Below are 20,504 nucleotides of genomic sequence, written 5' to 3'. Positions count from 1 at the left end.
TGAATCAAGTACAGCAAACGGCAACCCTTCACTGATGATTTTAGTTAAGTGAATGATAATCGGCATTATTGATTTCTTTCTTTAGCTTTTTGGGTAGACATGCCGAAGGTAACTAAATGTTAGCAAAGCTATATAAAGAGAAGTATCAGCAAATTCCTGGAAAGAATGCAATGCCTTGACATCAATCAAATCGTCATGATTCGTGTTTGCTTCGTTGCACAATTGTGAAAAACAGGCAATTGGCAATTGCCCAAACATTGTCGCGTGTCGCAAAATAGCATCAGGATCCCATATATGAAGCGCAGATTCATGAACAAACCACTACAAAAACCACAAATACTGAATGTTGAAACCGTTGCCCGCTCCCGCCTGTTTAATGTTGAGTCGGTTGATTTGGCATTCAGTAACGGGGTTCATCGTGTCTATGAGCGTATGCGTCCGTCTGAACGGGAAGCGGTGATGATAGTCCCTGTCCTGGGAGATAAGCTTGTTCTGATACGTGAATATGCTGTTGGCACGGAATCTTACGAACTGGGGTTTCCAAAAGGTTTAATTGACCCCGGCGAATTGCCTTTTGATGCGGCGAACCGGGAGCTACAGGAAGAAGTAGGGTTTGGGGCGAAAAAACTGAGCTTTCTAAAAAAAGTGACAATGGCGCCTTCTTATTTTTCCAGCAAAATGAATATTATTGTGGCCGAAGACTTATATGAATCGTCGCTGGAAGGTGATGAGCCTGAACCCCTGGTACAGGAACACTGGCCGCTGGCGAAGATGATGGACTTGCTGAAAGAACCAGACTTTAGTGAGGCGCGTAATATCAGTGCGCTTTTTTTAGTGCGCGAATGGCTTAATCAGCAAGGCCGGCTGTAATAGCCCCCTCCACAGGAAGGGGCTGGCTAATCAGAAGAGTTCGTGAGTTTCACCGTTATCAATGACAGTTGTGCCCACTTCATGTACAGCCTGATGAGTAGGTTGTGTGCCATCAATAAAGTACTCATCCCGGCTATTACCGCCGCTGGCAAGTTGCCCCGTGGCACGGTCAATACGCACGGTAACCACACCCGGTGGCGGGGTGAGTGGTTGCTCTGCAACACCATCTAAAGCCGATTTCATGTAATCATCCCAGGCGGGTTGTGCACTTTTAGCACCGCCTTCGTAACCTGAAATTTGGTCCTTAATCGCGCCAGAGAGCGTAGTACGCCCAAGGTCGCGGCGATGATCGTCAAAGCCTATCCACACTGATGTGACGACACCCGGGCCGTAGCCAGAGAACCAGGCATCTTTTGAGCTATTGGTTGTCCCTGTTTTCCCACCGATATCATTACGTTTCAGGTCCCGTGCTGCGCGCCAGCCTGTACCCATCCAGCCCGGTTCACCAAAGATGTTCGAGTTGAGAGCACTCTTGATAAGGAACGAGAGTGGGGTGCTGATAACATGAGGCGCATAAGCCTGAGACTGCACGGTTGGAACCTGCCCGTCCACTTTTTCAAGCTCAGGCATCGGCACTGTAGCATTCTGCTGCTGGGTAGAAGTGGCAACATCTTCCATGTCCTGATTTTCCAGAACATTCGATTTCGGTGTATCACCATAAATGACCGGCAGATTACAGTCGGCACAGGCAACCTGTGGTTTGGCTGCAAAAATCGTGTTTCCCTGCTCATCGTCAATCTTACTAATGAAGTAAGGATCAACCAGGAAGCCGCCATTTGCCATCACGGCATAGCCACGAACTACCTGCAATGGGGTGAAAGAAGCTGAACCCAGCGCCAGCGATTCGGTGCGCACAATGTTCTGTGACGGGAAGCCAAAACGTTGCAGATAATCGGCCGCGTAATCAACACCCATTGCACGCATAGCGCGTACCATGACCACGTTTTTCGACTGACCTAAGCCCTGGCGCAGGCGAATCGGGCCATCGTAAGTTGGTGGGGAGTTTTTCGGGCTCCAGTCGGATCCGGCTCCAGCATCCCAACGTGAAATTGGTACGTCATTCAAAATACTGGCTAACGTCAGGCCTTTATCCATTGCTGCGGTGTACAGGAACGGCTTAATGTTAGAGCCTACCTGGCGCAGAGCTTGTGTGGCGCGGTTAAATTTACTTTGGTAGAAATCAAACCCGCCCACCAGTGCCATTACCGCACCATCGTGTGGGTTGAGTGAAACCAGCGCTGAGTTTACCGCTGGTACCTGAGCCAGCCACCAGTTTTCGTCCTGCTGGCGTACCCAAATTTGCTGGCCCGCCTGAAGAACATCGGTCACTTTTCGCGGCGTGGCACCTTGCTGGGTATCTGAACGCCATGGCCTTGCCCAGCGAACACCATCCATAGTTAACCGTACTGCACTTCCGTCGGCGAGTATCGCTACTGCTTCCGTTGGGGTGGCACTGTTCACTATAGCCGGGTGCAACGGGCCGTAATTAGGCAGTGTACGTAACAGCGCAATTTCTTTTTGGGTATCCCACGGTGTTTCACCAATACGCCACAACACCGTTTCCGGACCACGGTAGCCATGGCGCATGTCGTAGTTAATTACATTGGTTCGCAGGGCATCCTGAGCGGCTTGCTGTAAACGACGGCTAACGGTGGTATAGACTTTGTAACCATCGGTATAAGCATTATCGCCATAGCGCCGAACCATTTCCTGGCGAACCATTTCAGCCAAATAAGGTGCTGAGAAGGCAATTTGTGGGCCATGGTAATTCGCTTCTATCGGCTGTGTGACGGCATCATTATATTGTGCCTGTGTGATATAGCCTTCGCTGAGCATGCGGCTCAAAACCACATTACGGCGGGCTGTTGCACGGTCGACAGAATAAAGAGGGTTAAATGTGGAAGGTGCTTTCGGCAACCCGGCAATGACCGCCATTTCACTTAATGTTAGCTGGCTGACATCCTTACCAAAGTAGACCTGAGCGGCTGCACCCACGCCGTAAGCACGGTAACCGAGATAAATTTTGTTGAGGTAAAGTTCAAGAATTTCATCTTTACTCAGCAACTGTTCAATACGGATAGCCAAAAACGCTTCTTTAATTTTACGGTCGAGCGTTTTTTCCGGGCTCAGGAAGAAGTTACGTGCAAGCTGTTGCGTAATCGTACTGGCACCCTGGGTAGCATGCCCGGAAAACAGAGCCACGCTGGCTGCACGGAAAATCCCCACAGGATCAATGCCGTGGTGTTCATAAAAACGACTGTCTTCAGTCGCAATAAACGCTTTCACTAACTCCGGCGGAATTTGGTCCAGGTGCAACGGTATCCGCCGCTTTTCACCAAATTGCGCAATCAATTCACCATCGGTGCTGTACACCTGCATGGGAGTCTGGAGTTTGACATCTTTAAGCGTCGCAACATCGGGCAACTGCGGCTCTATGTATTTGTATAAGCCATAAATCGAGCCAGCACCCAATAAAATGCAAGCAATAACAAAGAACAATAAATACTTTACGAACTTCACTGAGCTTTTCTCATCTGGTTTCTGTTGGGCAGTTTATAAACAACCGGGCGGTAGTATAAAGGCATCAAGAGCGCTTTGATATGCCATTTTTACTTTTAGGTCAGGGAGGAAGATGAGATGCGTCCAGCAGCGCAGTGGCAGGTGGGGGTGGATATTCAGCGAGACAGTCTTCGGGCGGTGGCTGTTCAACACCGGCGTTATGGGTGGCAGTTGCGCGGCTGGTGGGAATGGCCTATGTCTCATCATTCACCGGCTGATACACAACTGCCTCCGCAAGCTGATGTCGTTTCAGCGCTGGGGGAGTTAAGGCGCTCGTTACCTGCCGGGTACCGTATTCGGGTAGGAATCCCCGCCGGGCGTACGCTCCAACAGCAACTGGTATTACCTGCCATGGCGATGACTGAGTCAGATACCTGCCGCTATATCGGTCAAATGGCAGCACAACAACTGGATATGCCTGCCAGCCAATTGTGCTGGGACTATGTTGCCAGTGCTGGCAGCAAGCATGTCAGTGTTGTTACTGCTCCGGCAGACGAAGTGGCACGTTTGCAGGAGTACTTTACCCAGAGTCAGTGTCACCTGAGCGCAATTACTCCTGATGCGCTGGCACTGGCTCCGTATCAGGCTCAGGAGGGAGACAACGCCTGGGTTATCTATCGCAGTCAGCAGGACTGGTTATGGTATGGCCCTCAACAATGGGGTTCCACGCGGTTTTCCGATGTGGCTGGCGTACCTGGTTTATTGGCCCGGTTGGGGTGCGAGGCTGAGCATATTCATTTCTGTGGGCCGCATGAGGTGCGAACGGAACCATCGCAAGAGTGGCTGGATCCGTATCACGTACTCCATCTGGTAGCTCCCCCTTTGCCTGAGAACATCGGCCCATTTGTCATTGCGCTGGGGTTGGCGCTGGGGAGGTATCCGGCATGAGTGGCTCGCTGAATTTTTTGCCGTGGCGGGCTCAGCGGCGCAAGTCGTTGTTCTGGCTGTGGGGGCGGTACTTATTTATCGCACTGTGCTGTGTCGGCATTACCCTGGTAATTGTTGTTCAGCCTTTGCATGCCAGTTTGCGTGTTCATAAGAGTATGGCTGCGCCATTCCCCGCTTTAAATAACCGGCAGCAACATGCGGTAGCCGGGCTGGAAGCAAAGCTTGCCCAGTTAGCACAGATACGCCAGAGCAGTGACGCCATGAAAAAGCGCCAACAAAACTTGCACCACTGGCAGCAGAGCCTGGTGTATCTCAGCCAGCAGTTACCGGAAGATACCTGGATTACTGAGCTGGTTGTGCAACATAACACTCTGTCGGTTGAAGGGGTTGGGCTATCGGCTGAGGGCACACTGGCCTGTGAAACAGTACTGGCGGCCTGGCCTGGGTTTCACCAACTAAAAGTTAACCATATCACCCGGCGTAATGGCGAGATTCACTTTGGATTTACCCTACAGGGTGAAAAGGATGACATTGATAGTTGAACACTGGCTGGCACTTTCCGGCCCCAGAAAGGCAGTGCTTTTGTTTGTGCTGATGGCGGTTTGTACTGGTATTGGCTGGTTGATTTGGATTGTTCCGGTAACACAACAGATTGCAGATTCTGGTGTGCAATTAAATATTCAGCGTACTCAATGGCAACAACAACAGGCTCACTGGTTACGGTTACGCCAAAAAGTGTCTGAACTGGAACAACAGCATTTATGTGCTGAGCAGTCTGCCACGGTATTTTCCGCCCAGCGTTTTAGCCGCGATGTGGGAGGAATAATATTACGCTGGGGGATACAGGGAGATGGTGGTAAAGCCGAACTGAATTTGTCCTTGCCCTGGGAGGGTGTTTCGCAGTTATTCACGGCACTGGCTGGTGAACCGGTCAGGTTATTAGGGTTCCAGTTGCAGGCTGATGAAGGTGAGCAGGTTAGCGTGAAGCTGGAACTGGAGATGATGGATGCGTCAGATAATGTTGTTGATGTTGTGGGTGCCTGTGCTGGTCAGTAGTGAATTGCGAAATCCATTCGTTCCACTGACAACAACCTGTTCGTCAGATGTACCGGATGAATGGCGTTTTATGGGAGTAGTACGCCAGGGAACAATGCTACAAGGCATTGTCAGTGCGGGCAGTGGGCGGTGGTTACGTGTGGTGGAGGGAGATGCACTGGGCGATAGCTGGCTTGTTGGCCCGGTTTCCGAACACCAAATGGTAGTCCGCCGGGTGGCAGTGTGTTCGGCACCTGAGCATATTTTACTGCCTTCAGGGAGGAACGAAACATGAAGGGATGGCTGGTGAGCCTGGTATTTTTGTGGTCAGCCTGGTGTGGCGCCACACCGGTTTCCCTGGTGGTTGACCATGTGCCAGTGGCTCAGGTGTTGCAGGCGCTTGCGCAGGGCAGGCAGCTCAATGTTGTGATCGCGAACGGAGGTGAACGGTTGGTGTCATTACGGCTGGTGGATGTCCCCTGGGAACAGGCGCTTTCCGTAGTACTTGAAATTGCCGAACTGGAAGGAAAAGTGCAGGGCAATATTTTGCGTATTAATACGCGTGAATGGGCCAACCAGCAGCGCCAGGCGCAGAGGGAAGAAAAAGCGCAGCAGCAGGCTCGCCTGCCGCAAAAGCAGTCCGTTTTTGTTGTACAGCATGCTGATGTCGAGCGGGTAGCTTCTGCCATTCGTGAACTGGGTGATAACGGCCTGTCCGGCTCCGGGTCTATGGTGGTCGATAAGCGCACCAGCAGGTTGATGCTAAATGATACACAACAGGCTCTCGACCGCGTACAGGCACTGGTTGAGTTACTGGATTTACCATTAGGCCAGGTTGAACTGGCGGCTCATATCGTGACTATCAACCAGCAAAGTTTGCAGGAACTGGGCGTGAAGTGGCAAGGGAGCTCCCGGCAGGTTTCAGGCTCTGCAGAACTGGCGGTTACCGGGGGCGGTACCAGTCTTGGGTTTAATATTGGCCGGGTGGACAGTAATTTATTGGCGCTGGAGTTGTCGGCTCTGGAACAACGCCAGCAACTGGATATTATTGCACGCCCACGCCTGATTACTGCACATCAGCAACCGGCCAGTATTAAGCAAGGGAGTGAAATTCCCTACCAGACCTCAGGTACGGATTCTTCGGCAGCGACTATTGAGTTTAAAGAAGCGGTTCTGGGGCTGGAAGTCACCCCTGTAGTGCTGCCAGATAAACGGGTACGCCTGAATTTACGTATCACTCAGAATGCCCCTGGTCAGGTTTTACAGCGTGCGGAGGGCGATGTTATGGCTATAGATAAACAGGAAATAGAAACCCGCATTGATGTACGCCATGGCGATACCATTGTTCTTGGCGGTATTTTTCAGCATAAACAACGTGATGGTGTGGCTCAGGTCCCTGTTCTTGGATCTATTCCATTGATTGGCGGTTTATTTCGCCATCAAATAAAAGAAGATGAGCGCCGGGAGCTGGTTGTTTTTATCACCACGCATCTGGCAGAAATCTGACAAATAAAAGATGTATACAAATAAGTTTAGTTAAACCCGTCATGGTGTTTGACCTGAGGCTGGAATTATCATACAAGATGTACCGGTTTTAGGTGGGGCCGGGCCGCTTCAGGCTCAGGGCTTGTTCTGGGGATATCCGCGAAGTAGTAATTTATTCGGTTGCCAAACCACCTTGAGTGTTGAGATAATTTTTAGTCTGACTCTCGCACTATCGCATAAGAGGTTTCAGTTCATTTCCTGCCGTGCCCGGACGTTGCATGGTGGGTTTATCATTAACGAATTGTCTTAGTAGTACCGAAAAAATGGCAGAGAAACGCAATATCTTTCTGGTTGGGCCTATGGGTGCCGGCAAAAGCACTATTGGGCGGCAATTGGCTCAACAGCTCAATATGGAATTTTTCGATTCCGATCAAGAAATTGAGAAACGTACTGGAGCCGATGTCGGTTGGGTTTTTGACGTTGAAGGCGAACAGGGTTTTCGCGAGCGCGAAGAAAAAATTATCAATGAGCTGACCGAAAAGCAGGGTATTGTCCTGGCTACCGGCGGCGGGTCTGTGAAGTCTCGTGAAACGCGTAATCGTCTCTCTGCGCGCGGTGTTGTGGTGTATCTGGAAACCACCATTGAAAAACAGCTGGCGCGTACGCAACGTGACAAAAAACGTCCGTTACTCCAGGTAGACATGCCCCCTCGGGAAGTTCTCGAAGCGTTGGCGGATGAGCGCAATCCTCTGTATGAAGAGATTGCCGATGTTGTCATTCGCACTGACGATCAAAGCGCAAAGGTTGTTGCTAATCAAATAATTAACATGCTGGAAAGTAACTAATTTCAGTTGATGTGAACGTAGCCCGGCAGGGGTAATACACAACAAAAGGTAACGGCGTCATGGAAAGGTTAACGGTGACATTAGGGGAGCGTAGCTACCCAATTACCATCGCATCAGGGTTATTTAATGAATCCGCTTCTTTCTGGCCCCTGAAATCAGGTGAGCAAGTGATGCTTGTGACAAATGAAACCCTGGCGCCACTTTATCTTGACCGGGTTCGGCACTTGCTTGAACAGGCTGGGGTTAACGTCGATGTCGTTATCCTGCCAGACGGTGAACAGTACAAGAGCCTGTCAGTACTTGACTCAGTTTTTACCGCATTGCTTGAAAAACCCCATGGTCGGGATACCACACTGGTAGCCCTGGGGGGCGGTGTGATTGGTGATTTGACCGGTTTCGCTGCAGCAAGTTATCAACGTGGTGTTCGTTTTATTCAGGTTCCCACAACGTTGCTTTCCCAGGTTGACTCATCTGTTGGTGGTAAAACAGCGGTAAACCACCCTCTTGGAAAAAATATGATTGGCGCATTTTATCAACCTGCGTCAGTTGTCATTGATATCGATTGTCTGAAAACGTTACCTCCCCGTGAATTAGCATCTGGTCTTGCTGAAGTGATTAAATACGGGATTATTCTTGATGCTGATTTCTTCAACTGGCTGGAGAATAACCTGGATGCTTTGGTGGCACTGGAGCCTGCGGCAATGTCTTACTGTATCCGCCGTTGCTGTGAGCTGAAGGCTGAAGTGGTGGCCGCCGATGAGCGTGAAAGTGGCCAACGTGCTTTACTTAACCTTGGTCATACTTTCGGGCACGCCATTGAAGCTGAAATGGGGTACGGAAACTGGTTGCATGGTGAAGCCGTTTCTGCGGGAATGGTAATGGCCGCTCGTACAGCTCAGCGCCTGGGGCAGTTTAGTGAAGTAGATACGCTACGTATCATTACACTCCTTAAGCGTGCAGGGTTGCCGGTAACCGGCCCGGAAAGTATGGATCCGGTTGCATATATGCCGCATATGATGCGGGATAAGAAAGTTCTGGCGGGAGAACTACGCCTGGTTCTTCCGTTGGCTATTGGTAAAAGTGAAGTACGGGCAGGCGTATCGCACGACCTTGTTCTCAGTGCTATCACAGATTGCCTTCAGGCGTGATTACAAAGACATGAGATTAGCCACCCAAAGTGGCCTTTAACTTCGGGCGAATGAGGTATTAACACTCTTCGCCTTTGAATGGGGTGTTAAATGGATGAATTAAAACCGGAAGACGGTCTGAAACCAGATCCCAGCGACCGTCATCCTGGCCGCTCACGCCAGTCTGCAGACTATGACAATGAGCCCAGTATCAACATGGATGATGTAGATATTGATGCAGATGAGCGCCGTCCATCGCGTTCACGGCGTGACAGCGATGCGCAGGAGTATGATGAGGTTGATGAAAGTGGGGAACAACCCGCGCGTCGCCCACCTAAGCGTAAAAAAATGAAGTCTGCTCCTTCTAAAGGCCCAGTTTCACGCCAGCATATTATGATGGGGGTGGGGATACTGGTTCTGTTGGTGCTGATTTTGGGGATTGGTTCTGCACTGCAATCACCCAAGTCGCCCAGCGATTCATCCTCTGCGGCTGCCTCTGGTGGTGAAAAAAGTATCGATCTCTCCGGTTCTGCTTCACAGGAAAATAATACTCCTGCACCCGTAGCAGACAACAATGGTCAGGTTGCTCAGAGCAACAATGCACCACAAGAAATCTCTGTCCCACCCGTTTCATCGACGCCTTCGCAGGCTATTGACCCTGCGCAACCCGCTAATAATGCGGAACAACGCGTGGATGTGCCGGGTGATCTCAATACCGCTCTGACTCAGCAACAAGGGCAAATTAATAACGTTGTTGCGAGTTCAACCCTGCCGACGGAACCCGCAACGGTCGCCCCTGTGAATGGTAAGTCTTCACCTGTGGCTGCACCGGAGCGCACCGTGCGTCACACTGAGCCGGCAAAAACACGCCGCGAAGTGGTCATTGAGCCTTCTCAACCAGCCAGGACAAAAACAGCGAAGGTAACAGAGCCTGCGCCGGTGAAAACCCGAGAACCTGCACCGGTTGTGAAGAAGGCTGAGCCAGTTCGTTCTGCACCAGTTGTTGAGGAGCATGTGGCGGTAGCAAAAACGACGCCTGCACCTGCTGTAACTTCTGGCGGTACTATTGGCAATGTCAATGCTTTGAAATCAGCGCCAGGTAGTCATTACACCTTGCAATTAAGCAGCTCTTCTAACGAAGCAAACTTGTCATCCTGGGCTAAAAAAGAGCAGCTTAAAGATTATGTTGTGTACAAGACAACGCGTAATGGCCAACCCTGGTATGTTCTGGTAAGCGGTATTTATGCAAATCGCGATGATGCCAAACGCGCAGTATCATCGCTCCCTGCGGATGTACAGGCGAAAAACCCCTGGACCAAACCCATTCACCAGGTTCAGGCTGATCTTAAATAGTGTATAAAGCGCAGGATGCTGTCGGAGCTTCTCCACAGCGGGAGAAGGTAATTTAGTCATACAGCATGAAAAAACATCGCGCTTTTCTGAAGTGGGCAGGGGGGAAATACCCCCTGCTCGATGACATTAAACGTCATCTCCCCGAAGGCGAGTACCTGATTGAGCCTTTTGTCGGGGCGGGTTCTGTCTTCCTGAATACAGAGTACTCTCGTTATCTCCTCGCAGATATCAACAGCGATCTGATTAGTCTGTACAACATCGTTAAGACACGTACAGAGGAGTATGTTACTGAAGCAAAAGTTTTTTTTGTTCCAGAAAACAACTGTGCTGAACGTTATTACGTATTACGTGACACGTTTAACAAAAGCACTGACCCATTTCAGCGGGCATTACTTTTTTTGTATCTGAACCGCCATGGGTACAATGGTTTGTGCCGGTATAATCTGCGTGGTGAATTTAATGTTCCCTTCGGGCGTTACAGGAAACCTTATTTCCCCGAAGATGAATTGTTTTTGTTCGCAGAAAAAGCTCAGCGGGCTGAGTTTGTCTGTGAGTCTTACGATTCCAGCATGGCCAGGGCAGTGAAAGGTGCGGTTGTCTATTGTGATCCGCCGTACACGCCTTTGTCAGAAACAGCAAACTTTACGGCATATCACACCAACAGTTTTAATGCCGAACAACAACAGCATTTGGCTTGTCTGGCTGAAAAGTTGCGGCAAAAACGCGTTCCTGTGTTGATCTCTAATCATGACACGATATTGACGCGGGAATGGTACAGGCTGGCTAGTATGCTGTTGCCTGTAAAAGTTCGGCGCAGCATCAGCAGTAACGGCGGCACGCGCAAGAAAGTAGACGAACTTCTGGCACTCTATAACGTCTGAGCAATTTCGCTGCCGCATAATGCATTTTTAAAAATGGAGACGCGGATGACACAGTATCTCATTGCCCCTTCAATTTTGTCGGCGGATTTTGCCCGTCTTGGCGAAGATACCGCAAGAGCCTTATCTGCTGGTGCAGATGTGGTTCATTTTGATGTGATGGATAATCACTATGTGCCGAACCTGACTATTGGGCCGATGGTGTTGAAGTCACTGCGTCAGTACGGAATTACGGCGCCCATTGATGTTCATTTGATGGTGAAGCCTGTTGACCGGTTAATCCCGGATTTCGCGGCTGCAGGAGCCAGTATTATCACGTTTCACCCGGAAGCGTCCGAACATGTTGATCGCACCTTACAACTTATTAAAGAGCATGGTTGTAAAGCCGGCCTGGTATTTAACCCTGCTACACCGCTCAGTTACCTTGACTATGTAATGGATAAACTGGATGTCATCTTGTTGATGTCCGTGAATCCCGGGTTCGGCGGCCAGTCTTTTATCCCACAGACTCTGGATAAGTTGCGTGAAGTGCGCCAGCGTATCGATGCTTCAGGGTTCGATATTCGCCTGGAAGTTGATGGTGGCGTGAAAGTCGAGAATATTGGCGAAATTGCGGCAGCTGGCGCAGATATGTTTGTTGCTGGCTCGGCCATTTTCGGGCAACCAGACTACAGGCAAGTGATTGACCAAATGCGTGAAGAGCTGGGAAAAGTTAGCCATGGGTAAGCTTGAAGGTATTAAAGGCATCGCATTCGACCTTGATGGTACATTAATTGATAGTGCCCCTGGCCTGACCGATGCCATTGACAGCGCATTGTATGCCCTTGAGTTGCCGGCTGCAGGTGAAGACCGCGTGACAACCTGGATTGGTAATGGCGCGGATATTCTGGTTGAACGAGCGCTTACCTGGGCCCTGAAAGATAAATCACCTCAGGATGGCCAGCCAGGTATGATGCGGCGCCTGTTTGATACGTATTATGCCCAGTATGCAGAGGAAGGCAGTTATTTATTCCCGGCGGTTGCGGATACATTGAAAACCCTGCGTGAGCACGGTGTTAAAATGGCGATAGTGACCAACAAACCTACGCCATTTGTCCGGCCGATTCTGGAAACACTGGGTATTGCCGGTTATTTTGACCTGGTTATCGGTGGTGATGATGTCGCTGCCAAAAAACCGCATCCGGCTCCACTGTACCTGGTACTGGGTAAACTGGGGCTGTACCCTCATGAATTACTGTTTGTGGGGGATTCGCGCAATGATATCCAGGCCGCAAAAGCCGCTACTGTCAGCGTTGCTGGCATGACATATGGTTACAACTATGGTGAATCGATCACGTTAAGTCAGCCTGACTTTGTTTGTGATCGTTTCAGTGATCTCCTGCCCATTATTGGGCTCCCGCACAATGACAATCAGGAATGAAAAAATGAGTAAGCCCATCGTTTTTAGTGGTGCACAGCCATCAGGTGAATTAACTATTGGTAACTATATGGGTGCACTGCGTCAGTGGGTGAACATGCAGGATGATTACCACTGTATCTATTGCATTGTGGATCTGCACGCCATTACGGCTCGCCAGGATCCTGAGAAACTGCGCAAAGCGACACTGGATACTCTGGCTCTGTACCTTGCTTGTGGCATTGATCCGGAAAAAAGCACCATTTTTGTTCAGTCTCATGTGCCGGAACATGCCCAACTGGGTTGGGCACTGAACTGCTACACCTATTTTGGTGAGCTGAGCCGTATGACGCAGTTTAAAGATAAATCTGCGCGTTATGCCGAGAACATTAATGCCGGTCTGTTTGATTATCCGGTTCTGATGGCGGCAGATATTTTGCTTTACCAAACTAATCAGGTACCGGTTGGTGAGGATCAAAAACAACATCTCGAATTGAGCCGCGATATTGCTCAGCGTTTTAATGCGATTTATGGTGATGTGTTTAAAGTGCCGGAACCTTTTATTCCTAAATCTGGCGCTCGTGTTATGTCACTGCTTGAGCCGGGCAAAAAAATGTCCAAGTCTGATGATAACCGCAACAATGTGATTGGATTGCTGGAAGATCCTAAATCAGTGGTTAAGAAGATCAAACGCGCGGTAACTGACTCTGACGAGCCACCTGTTGTTCGCTATGATGTTGCCAATAAAGCTGGTGTATCTAACTTGCTGGATATTTTGTCTGCTGTTACCGGGCAGAGTATTCCTGAACTGGAACAACACTTTGAAGGCAAAATGTATGGCCACCTCAAAGGTGAAGTAGCCGATGCCGTTTCAGGTATGTTGAGTGAGCTTCAGGAGCGTTTCCATCGCTATCGCAATGATGAAGCTTTCTTGCAGCAAATTATGCGAGACGGGGCGAAGAAAGCGCAGGCCCAGGCAGCTGAAACCCTGAATAAAGTATACGAAGCGATTGGTTTCGTTGCTAAGCCTTGATTCTGCAGGTTGTTGTTAAAAGCAGATTGATGAAAAAGAAGGGAAACCGTGTTTTTCCTTCTTTTTAATTAGCAACTGAAAGTCAATGAATTGATTTTCCTTGTTTTTTATTGAGTGACATCCTCTCGTTCAGCGCGACATGAGGTTTGTCATCAGTCACAAGCCCCATCTTGGGGATTTTGTTTAATGGTTACTGAACCAGTTTAATTTTTCCCGTAACCCAACGACACGCCCAACAATAATCAGGCTTGGGCTCTGCACTTGTTGAGCCAGTTCCGCCAGTTTATCTAGCGTACCCTGCACGACTTTCTGTGTAGTTGCGGTACCGTTTTCTACCAGAGCACATGGCGTCTCTGCCGGCATTCCGTGGGCAAGCAGGTTTTTCTCTATAGCCGGAGCCTGGTTCAGCCCCATGTAAAATACCAGCGTCTGTTTCTCTGCAGCAAGACTGGCCCAGTCCAGCTCTTCTCCACTGGATTTAAGGTGCCCGGTAACCAGGCGAACACTTTGCGCATAATTACGGTGAGTCAGTGGAATACCTGAGTAGGCAGAACAACCAGACGCTGCAGTAATACCCGGGACGACAGAAAATGGAATCCCTGCCTCACACAGCGTTTCCAGCTCTTCGCCACCACGCCCGAAAATAAACGGATCGCCACCTTTTAGCCTGACAACACGTTTCCCACTTTGCGCTTCTCTGAGCAATATCTGGTTAATTTCTTCTTGTGGGACGCAGTGATAACCCGCACGCTTGCCCACAAATACACGGTCAGCATCGCGGCGCACCAGTTTCATCACATCGTCAGAAACCAGCCTGTCATACACAACAATATCGGCCTGCTGGATTTGCTGTAGTCCTTTTAGCGTAAGAAGCCCTGCATCGCCAGGACCTGCACCAACCAGAACCACTTCGCCCTGGTTATCCAGTGGTGTGGAGAACAAGGTTTCGGTTTGCGAATGGATTGCGACCTGATCATTATTCGCCAGAGATTGCGCAAGCCGGTCATTGGCGAACAACTTTTCCCAAAAACGGCGACGCTCAGCCATTGTTGTGAAAGTATCTTTGACTCGCTGGCGCAACTGCCCGGCAAATTGGGCCACCTTACCCAGGTGTTGTGGCAACACTGCTTCAAGCTTTTCGCGTAGTAACCGTGCCAGAACAGGTGCTGTACCACCGGAAGACACCGCTACCATGATGGGGGAGCGGTCAATAATTGATGGCATGATAAATGACGCGCGTTTCGGGGCATCGACAACATTACAAAAAAGCTTACGCTGCTCTGCTTCCTGGCTAACGTGCTGATTGGTTTGGTCATCGTCTGTTGCGGCAATCACCAACCAACAGTTGTCCATTAACGCGGGGGAGAAATCACCTTTAACCAGTGACAACTGCTTATGCTCAGCCCAAACTGTGAACTGTGGGGTAAACTCCCGGGCATTGACGATGACGTTTGCTCCAGCATCCATCAGTAACCTGGCTTTACGCTCAGCGACATCTCCTCCACCAACAAGCAGGCAGTCGCGGTTTTTCAGCTCACAAAAAATAGGCAAATAATCCACAGCAGTTCCTCGTTCCTCCCGCTTGCGCGGGCCAGTGCGATAAGCATTTTCGTCAGTAAGGCGAAGACTATCTCATAGCTGTACAAAAGCGTACAGATCCTTGCCCATCAAAAATGGACTCAGTATTCAGATGGGGTTGGGTATGCGTGATACCACGTTATTGGTTGTAGGGTACTGATATATAGTATGCGAGCATATAGTCAGAAAGATAACTATATAGCTCGTAATGGCGTCTTTCTACTGTGATAGTTATAACGATGGTTGTTATGTTTTTTGGATTGGGGTTGGTTTGTAAATATTAACTGGCCTTAAAAATTGAATTGTAAATGCTTTTATAATAATGAATTGTTCCACTTTTTATATTGCTTGTGATGGGTTTTATGACTAATGTGAGTCATGTTTATATTTATTGGGAAGGGGCTGACACTACGAAATTAATATGTCTGTGTGTGAAGCTGACCCGGCCGGTTGTTTGAGCCTTCTTTACTGATGTGGAGGGCATCTGGAGTGAGAGGGTACCATGTTGTGGTATTGTTGGTGTGATGTTTATTTTTCTCGGTGTGAATAATATTTGTCTGGCTTTTTTTATCAAATGATAAATGCATAAGGGAGTTTTGACGCTATTTTCCTGAGTTGTTATTCTTCAATAAAAAATAGTGTTGTTCAGAATCAAATATAGGGGGAGTCAATGAAATTATTTAAGTCTATTGTTGTTTGTTTACTTTTTATCTCATATTTTTCATCAGCAAGTGTTATTCGCTTTCACGGCTCCGTTCTGGATAATGCATCTGCGGCGAGAACTGAGTGCCTTGACCAGGCAATAAAGCATAACACCAGTTCAATATGCTTTGAGCAACATGGGACGGCGATTGAGTCCGTGGTGGAAAATATTACAGTTACCTTAAAAAATGAAGAAGCAACTGCAAGGGTTATTACGTTAAACTATCAATAATATACAGATGCAAACTCAGTGAATTTATTGTTTTTTTGTGAGCACCTGATGCTTTCCTCTCCTGTTATCTTGCCAGCAAGTTGCCTTACCGGGTGTTTGGCAACTTGCTGCTGGCTTTTTCAGTAATACTCCTGTTTTCACATGAAGTTGTAAGGCGCTATGGTTGCACGGCATAGTGAAGATGCGTTGTGCCTGTCACTGAAAGGCATGATAACGTCATAGCCGCTATCTGTTTTTTCAATATGCAACCATCCGGAGGTTATATGGCACCAGCTACGTTTTGGTTCATTCAGGATGTTCGCCTGCCCGGGCGTGAAGGTTTGTGGCAAATTACTATTGAAAACGGGCGGTTTGGAGCAATAACGCCCATGGAGGAAACCCGCTCCCATGGAGGCAACGATGTACTTAATGCCCATGGTGGATTAGCTCTCCCCCCTTTTGTTGAACCTCATATTCATCTCGACACCACGCAAACAGCAGGTGAACCAGCCTGGAATATATCAGGAACCTTATTTGAAGGTATTGAGCGTTGGGCAGAGCGCAAGGCAACGTTGACCCATGAAGATGTCAAAGCGCGTGCGTGGAAGACACTGAAGTGGCAGATGGCAAACGGGATCCAGTATGTTCGTAGTCATGTGGATGTTTCTGACCCGGGTCTGGTTGCGCTGAAAGCCATGCTGGAAGTGAAACAGGAAGTTGCGCCCTGGATTGATTTGCAGCTGGTCGCGTTTCCGCAGGAAGGCATTCTGTCTTACCCCAATGGCGCAGCTTTGCTTGAAGAAGCGTTGGTAATGGGCGCAGATGTAGTGGGCGCTATCCCACATTTTGAATTCACCCGCGAATATGGTGTCGAGTCTTTGCATACTGCATTTGCGCTGGCTGAAAAATATGACCGGCCGCTGGATATTCATTGTGATGAAATTGATGATGAGCAATCGCGGTTTGTGGAAACGGTGGCGGCACTGGCGCTGAAACTGGGTATGAATGAGCGTGTAACTGCGAGCCATACTACCGCCATGCACAGTTACAATGGCGCTTATACTTCTCGTTTGTTCAGGTTGTTGAAATTGTCCGGAATTAATTTCGTGGCAAATCCTTTGGTGAATATTCATTTGCAGGGCCGTTTTGACAGCTACCCGCGTCGCCGTGGGGTAACCCGGGTGAAAGAGATGCTTGAAGCGGACATTAATGTTTGTTTCGGCCATGACGATGTTTTCGACCCCTGGTACCCATTGGGAACGGGCAACATGTTGCAGGTGTTGCATATGGGGCTGCATGTCTGCCAGTTAATGGGCTACCCGCAAATCGATGAGGGCATTCGGCTGATAACAGACAACAGCGCCCGTACACTGGGTATTGCGGATTACGGTATTGTGGAAGGGCATCCGGCGAACATGATAATTCTGCCAGCCCTGAATGGTTTTGATGCGCTACGGCGGCAGGTGCCGGTGCGCTGGTCTGTTCGCAATGGGCGTATCATTACCACTACGCAACCTGCCCAAACCTGGGTGCAAGTGGATAAAGGGGGCGAGCTGGTTGATTTTTCACAGGTTGGTAATCCTGACCTTTCAGGCGATTAACCCCGGCAGACACCCAGTTGAAGAGTGAGGCCCGGGATGTGTGGTGTTTGATTGCCCATGCTACCGGGTAAATGCTGTGAATATGTGAATTTTTATTTAATGAAATCAGTTTATTGCTTGTTATTGGTGCAACTGAGGCGTATGAGGCGACCCTGGGTGATATCACTACCAGTGTATGTATTCTGTTACGTAAAAAAGAGTAAATGGCTGGCTTGTCGGCAGGTGGCTCTTTAGAATCGTTTCATTGCATTTTTTATTGCTTGTAAAGGAAACCATTCATGCTGAAATCGACTCTGGCGGCTGTTACGGCTGTCTTTGCCCTGACTTCGATTTCCTCTTCTGCGCTCGCCGCAAAAGGGGATCCTCATGTGCTGCTGACAACGTCGGCCGGGAATATCGAGCTAGTGCTGGATAGTGGAAAAGCGCCAGTGACGGTGAAAAACTTTGTGGACTATGTCAACAGTGGCTTTTACAACAATACGATTTTTCATCGTGTTATTCCTGGGTTTATGATTCAGGGTGGGGGCTTTAATGTGGATATGACGCAAAAAACCACGAACCCACCGATTAAGAATGAAGCTGACAATGGGTTACGTAATACCCGTGGTTCAATTTCGATGGCGAGAACAGCTGATAAAGACAGCGCAACCAGCCAGTTCTTTATCAATGTTGCGGACAACGCATTTTTAAACCATGGCCAGAGTGATTACGGATACGCTGTTTTTGGCAAGGTGGTGAAAGGCATGGAAGTGGCGGATAAAATCGCTCAGGTGCCTACTCATAATGTTGGGCCTTACCAGAATGTCCCTACCAAGCCGGTTGTTATCCTTTCGGCTAAAGTCCTGCCATAATCTTCTGGCGCGAAGCGGGGGAATGAACCTGCTTCGCCTCTCCAGTTTTTTCTGCGCTCCGGCGTTATTTTCCCCGGTCCCTGGTGTAAACCCGGTAGAATATGCCCGTTTTTAGAACGGGAGTTGCTATGTTATTGCTGATTGATAACTATGATTCGTTCACCTGGAATTTGTACCAGTATTTTTGTGAGCTGGGCGCGCAGGTTCTGGTCAGACGTAACGATGAAATAACCCTTGATGATATAGACCGGCTGGCACCACAGAAGCTGGTTATTTCTCCTGGCCCATGTACGCCAGATGACGCAGGTATTTCTCTGTCAGCCATCCGCCATTATGCAGGCAGGTGTCCAATTCTGGGCGTTTGTCTGGGCCACCAGGCGATTGGTCAGGCATTTGGCGGCAATGTAGTTCGCGCCGCGAAGGTGATGCATGGGAAAACGTCTGCGATACACCATAATGATCAAGGAGTTTTTCGTGGTCTGAATAACCCACTGACTGTTACCCGCTACCACTCCTTATTGCTTGAGCGTGAGAGTCTGCCAGAGGTATTTGAAGTGACTGCATGGACGGAACAACAAGAGATTATGGGGATCCGTCACCGGTTGCTGGATATTGAAGGGGTACAGTTCCACCCGGAAAGTATTCTTAGTGAACAAGGCCATGCTCTTTTGAATAATTTCCTGAAACGTTGATTTTTCATTGCTATCAAATGATTTTTTATGCATATTTTGTGATTATAATTTCATTACGCATTTCTACTAAACATAGGTGGATATGAAATGGCAACTGAACAACCCGCAGTAACCCGCTCAACATTTGATGACGTTATCGTTCCAATTTTTGCCCCCGCAAATTTTATCCCGGTGAAAGGTAAAGGGAGCCGAGTGTGGGATCAGCAAGGTAATGAGTACGTTGATTTTGCAGGCGGCATTGCGGTTACAGCGTTAGGGCACTGCCATCCGGCGCTGGTTGAAGCACTGAAAGCACAGGGGGAAACCTTGTGGCATACCAGTAACGTGTTTACTAATGAGCCGGCATTGAAGCTGGGGCAAAAACTGATAGCCTCAACTTTTGCGGAGCGCGTTTTGTTTATGAATTCGGGCACTGAAGCCAATGAAACCGCCTTTAAGCTGGCCCGTTTCTATGCGTCTACGCGCCACAGTCCTTATAAAACAAAAATAATCGCTTTTCATAATGCTTTTCATGGACGTTCTTTATTCACTGTTTCTGTGGGGGGGCAGCCTAAATATTCAGACGGCTTTGGCCCGAAACCGGCAGATATCGTTCATGTGCCTTTTAATGATTTACATGCGGTGAAAGCCGTTATGGATGACCACACCTGTGCTGTTGTGGTGGAACCTATTCAGGGAGAAGGCGGCGTGATGGCGGCCACTCCTGAGTTCCTGAAAGGCCTGCGTGAGCTGTGTGACGAATATAAAGCCCTGCTGGTGTTTGATGAAGTTCAGTGTGGTATGGGCCGTGCAGGTAAGCTGTTTGCTTACATGCACTATAATGTGACTCCCGATATTTTGACCAGTGCTAAAGCGATTGGCGGTGGGTTCCCAATCAGTGCAATGCTGACAACAGAAGAGATTGCATCGGCATTCCATGTTGGCTCACATGGCTCGACCTACGGCGGTAACCCACTGGCGTGTGCGGTGGCAGGTGCTGCTTTCGATATTATCAATACGCCGGAAGTTCTGGATGGTGTTATGGCGAAACGCGAGTTGTTCGTAAAACACCTGAATCAGATTAATGAACAGTACGCTGTTTTCAGTGATATCCGGGGAATGGGGTTACTGATTGGTGCCGAATTGAGTGCCGCATACAAAGGGCGGGCGCGTGATGTACTGAATGCGGCCGCAGCGAATGGTTTGATGATCCTTAACGCCGGGCCGGATGTAGTCCGTCTGGCTCCGTCTTTGGTTATTGATTATAAAGATATTGAAGATGGTATGGTGCGTTTTGATGATGCTATAAAAGCAGTGGTTAAAGGACTGTAACTGCACTCATGCAATCTCTGTATGCACTT

The 20,504-nt window shown here is 49.0% G+C and carries 20 protein-coding genes; 18 read left to right on the top strand and 2 right to left on the bottom strand.

The genetic code is table 11. The features are described from left to right. Window positions 1-309 precede the first annotated feature (309 nt). Entirely contained in the window at window positions 310-870 is a 561-nt protein-coding gene (nudE, locus tag DES37_RS22855; RefSeq protein ID WP_036111357.1) for an ADP compounds hydrolase NudE, read from the top strand. 30 nt (window positions 871-900) lie between these two features. On the opposite strand, the gene mrcA is transcribed toward nudE, so the two are convergent. Further along, window positions 901-3,450, bottom strand: a complete 2,550-nt coding sequence (gene mrcA / locus DES37_RS22850; protein ID WP_110027992.1) for a peptidoglycan glycosyltransferase/peptidoglycan DD-transpeptidase MrcA — start codon at window positions 3,448-3,450, stop codon at window positions 901-903. Window positions 3,451-3,567: 117 nt separating this feature from the next. Between mrcA and DES37_RS22845 the strand changes: the two genes are divergently transcribed. The 12 genes from DES37_RS22845 (at window position 3,568) to trpS (ending at window position 13,529) form a co-directional block, all read left to right on the top strand. Continuing rightward, the gene (locus tag DES37_RS22845; protein WP_110027991.1) at window positions 3,568-4,377 is read left to right on the top strand and encodes a type IV pilus biogenesis protein PilM; all 810 of its coding nucleotides are present in this window, start codon (window positions 3,568-3,570) and stop codon (window positions 4,375-4,377) included. Beyond that, window positions 4,374-4,919, top strand: coding sequence for a PilN domain-containing protein (locus DES37_RS22840; protein WP_110027990.1), 546 nt, complete (start codon window positions 4,374-4,376; stop codon window positions 4,917-4,919). The genes DES37_RS22845 and DES37_RS22840 overlap by 4 nt, the downstream gene beginning before the upstream one ends. Continuing rightward, window positions 4,903-5,433 (top strand): HofO family protein, encoded by a 531-nt coding sequence (locus tag DES37_RS22835; RefSeq protein ID WP_110027989.1) that lies wholly within the window; start codon window positions 4,903-4,905, stop codon window positions 5,431-5,433. Before DES37_RS22840 ends, DES37_RS22835 begins: the two co-directional genes overlap by 17 nt. Further along, window positions 5,384-5,707 carry a HofP DNA utilization family protein gene (locus tag DES37_RS22830; RefSeq protein WP_084172303.1) on the top strand — a complete coding sequence of 108 codons (324 nt, stop codon included), beginning with the start codon at window positions 5,384-5,386 and terminating at the stop codon, window positions 5,705-5,707. Before DES37_RS22835 ends, DES37_RS22830 begins: the two co-directional genes overlap by 50 nt. Next, a complete protein-coding gene (locus DES37_RS22825; protein ID WP_110027988.1) occupies window positions 5,704-6,918 on the top strand; it encodes a secretin N-terminal domain-containing protein in 1,215 nt (404 codons plus the stop codon). The genes DES37_RS22830 and DES37_RS22825 overlap by 4 nt, the downstream gene beginning before the upstream one ends. A 302-nt stretch (window positions 6,919-7,220) precedes the next feature. Then, window positions 7,221-7,742, top strand: a complete 522-nt coding sequence (gene aroK / locus DES37_RS22820) for a shikimate kinase AroK (RefSeq protein ID WP_036111171.1) — start codon at window positions 7,221-7,223, stop codon at window positions 7,740-7,742. Window positions 7,743-7,801: 59 nt separating this feature from the next. Then, window positions 7,802-8,890, top strand: a complete 1,089-nt coding sequence (aroB, locus tag DES37_RS22815; RefSeq protein WP_110027987.1) for a 3-dehydroquinate synthase — start codon at window positions 7,802-7,804, stop codon at window positions 8,888-8,890. A gap of 90 nt (window positions 8,891-8,980) precedes the next feature. Next, window positions 8,981-10,222: a cell division protein DamX gene (gene damX / locus DES37_RS22810; RefSeq protein WP_110027986.1), complete on the top strand. Its 1,242-nt coding sequence runs from the start codon at window positions 8,981-8,983 to the stop codon at window positions 10,220-10,222. A 65-nt stretch (window positions 10,223-10,287) separates the two neighbouring features. After that, window positions 10,288-11,103, top strand: coding sequence for an adenine-specific DNA-methyltransferase (dam, locus tag DES37_RS22805; RefSeq protein ID WP_036111165.1), 816 nt, complete (start codon window positions 10,288-10,290; stop codon window positions 11,101-11,103). A gap of 45 nt (window positions 11,104-11,148) precedes the next feature. Then, the gene (gene rpe, locus DES37_RS22800; protein WP_110027985.1) at window positions 11,149-11,826 is read left to right on the top strand and encodes a ribulose-phosphate 3-epimerase; all 678 of its coding nucleotides are present in this window, start codon (window positions 11,149-11,151) and stop codon (window positions 11,824-11,826) included. After that, window positions 11,819-12,520: a phosphoglycolate phosphatase gene (locus tag DES37_RS22795; protein WP_110027984.1), complete on the top strand. Its 702-nt coding sequence runs from the start codon at window positions 11,819-11,821 to the stop codon at window positions 12,518-12,520. Before rpe ends, DES37_RS22795 begins: the two co-directional genes overlap by 8 nt. Window positions 12,521-12,524: 4 nt before the next feature. Continuing rightward, window positions 12,525-13,529 (top strand): tryptophan--tRNA ligase, encoded by a 1,005-nt coding sequence (trpS, locus tag DES37_RS22790; RefSeq protein ID WP_036111155.1) that lies wholly within the window; start codon window positions 12,525-12,527, stop codon window positions 13,527-13,529. Window positions 13,530-13,712: 183 nt separating this feature from the next. Here the strand turns inward: trpS and cysG are convergent, their stop codons facing one another. After that, complete coding sequence (cysG, locus tag DES37_RS22785; RefSeq protein WP_110027983.1) at window positions 13,713-15,089, bottom strand: siroheme synthase CysG; 1,377 nt, start codon at window positions 15,087-15,089, stop codon at window positions 13,713-13,715. A 688-nt stretch (window positions 15,090-15,777) separates the two neighbouring features. On the opposite strand from cysG, the gene DES37_RS25545 reads away from it, so the two are divergent. The 5 genes from DES37_RS25545 (at window position 15,778) to argD (ending at window position 20,475) form a co-directional block, all read left to right on the top strand. After that, window positions 15,778-16,041 carry a hypothetical protein gene (locus DES37_RS25545; RefSeq protein ID WP_146211548.1) on the top strand — a complete coding sequence of 88 codons (264 nt, stop codon included), beginning with the start codon at window positions 15,778-15,780 and terminating at the stop codon, window positions 16,039-16,041. 263 nt (window positions 16,042-16,304) lie between these two features. Then, window positions 16,305-17,621 carry a cytosine deaminase gene (locus tag DES37_RS22780; RefSeq protein ID WP_110027982.1) on the top strand — a complete coding sequence of 439 codons (1,317 nt, stop codon included), beginning with the start codon at window positions 16,305-16,307 and terminating at the stop codon, window positions 17,619-17,621. Between the two features lie 278 nt (window positions 17,622-17,899). Beyond that, complete coding sequence (gene ppiA, locus DES37_RS22775) at window positions 17,900-18,472, top strand: peptidylprolyl isomerase A (RefSeq protein ID WP_036111141.1); 573 nt, start codon at window positions 17,900-17,902, stop codon at window positions 18,470-18,472. Window positions 18,473-18,600: 128 nt separating this feature from the next. Further along, window positions 18,601-19,164 (top strand): aminodeoxychorismate synthase component 2, encoded by a 564-nt coding sequence (pabA, locus tag DES37_RS22770; protein ID WP_036111139.1) that lies wholly within the window; start codon window positions 18,601-18,603, stop codon window positions 19,162-19,164. An 87-nt stretch (window positions 19,165-19,251) separates the two neighbouring features. Continuing rightward, window positions 19,252-20,475, top strand: a complete 1,224-nt coding sequence (argD, locus tag DES37_RS22765; RefSeq protein WP_146211547.1) for a bifunctional acetylornithine/succinyldiaminopimelate transaminase — start codon at window positions 19,252-19,254, stop codon at window positions 20,473-20,475. Window positions 20,476-20,504 lie beyond the last annotated feature (29 nt).

This window comes from Mangrovibacter plantisponsor (assembly GCF_003182475.1).
Classification (GTDB): Bacteria; Pseudomonadota; Gammaproteobacteria; order Enterobacterales; family Enterobacteriaceae; genus Mangrovibacter; species Mangrovibacter plantisponsor.
This window is presented reverse-complemented; position numbering and strand designations above follow the sequence as displayed.

Bases quoted from the DNA above. Each gene is read 5' to 3' on its own strand.
- nudE (WP_036111357.1), top strand. From the start codon at position 310: ATGAACAAACCACTACAAAAACCACAAATACTGAATGTTGAAACCGTT.
- DES37_RS22845 (WP_110027991.1), top strand. From the start codon at position 3,568: ATGCGTCCAGCAGCGCAGTGGCAGGTGGGGGTGGATATTCAGCGAGAC.
- DES37_RS22840 (WP_110027990.1), top strand. From the start codon at position 4,374: ATGAGTGGCTCGCTGAATTTTTTGCCGTGGCGGGCTCAGCGGCGCAAG.
- DES37_RS22835 (WP_110027989.1), top strand. From the start codon at position 4,903: ATGACATTGATAGTTGAACACTGGCTGGCACTTTCCGGCCCCAGAAAG.
- DES37_RS22830 (WP_084172303.1), top strand. From the start codon at position 5,384: ATGCGTCAGATAATGTTGTTGATGTTGTGGGTGCCTGTGCTGGTCAGT.
- DES37_RS22825 (WP_110027988.1), top strand. From the start codon at position 5,704: ATGAAGGGATGGCTGGTGAGCCTGGTATTTTTGTGGTCAGCCTGGTGT.
- aroK (WP_036111171.1), top strand. From the start codon at position 7,221: ATGGCAGAGAAACGCAATATCTTTCTGGTTGGGCCTATGGGTGCCGGC.
- aroB (WP_110027987.1), top strand. From the start codon at position 7,802: ATGGAAAGGTTAACGGTGACATTAGGGGAGCGTAGCTACCCAATTACC.
- damX (WP_110027986.1), top strand. From the start codon at position 8,981: ATGGATGAATTAAAACCGGAAGACGGTCTGAAACCAGATCCCAGCGAC.
- dam (WP_036111165.1), top strand. From the start codon at position 10,288: ATGAAAAAACATCGCGCTTTTCTGAAGTGGGCAGGGGGGAAATACCCC.
- rpe (WP_110027985.1), top strand. From the start codon at position 11,149: ATGACACAGTATCTCATTGCCCCTTCAATTTTGTCGGCGGATTTTGCC.
- DES37_RS22795 (WP_110027984.1), top strand. From the start codon at position 11,819: ATGGGTAAGCTTGAAGGTATTAAAGGCATCGCATTCGACCTTGATGGT.
- trpS (WP_036111155.1), top strand. From the start codon at position 12,525: ATGAGTAAGCCCATCGTTTTTAGTGGTGCACAGCCATCAGGTGAATTA.
- DES37_RS25545 (WP_146211548.1), top strand. From the start codon at position 15,778: ATGAAATTATTTAAGTCTATTGTTGTTTGTTTACTTTTTATCTCATAT.
- DES37_RS22780 (WP_110027982.1), top strand. From the start codon at position 16,305: ATGGCACCAGCTACGTTTTGGTTCATTCAGGATGTTCGCCTGCCCGGG.
- ppiA (WP_036111141.1), top strand. From the start codon at position 17,900: ATGCTGAAATCGACTCTGGCGGCTGTTACGGCTGTCTTTGCCCTGACT.
- pabA (WP_036111139.1), top strand. From the start codon at position 18,601: ATGTTATTGCTGATTGATAACTATGATTCGTTCACCTGGAATTTGTAC.
- argD (WP_146211547.1), top strand. From the start codon at position 19,252: ATGGCAACTGAACAACCCGCAGTAACCCGCTCAACATTTGATGACGTT.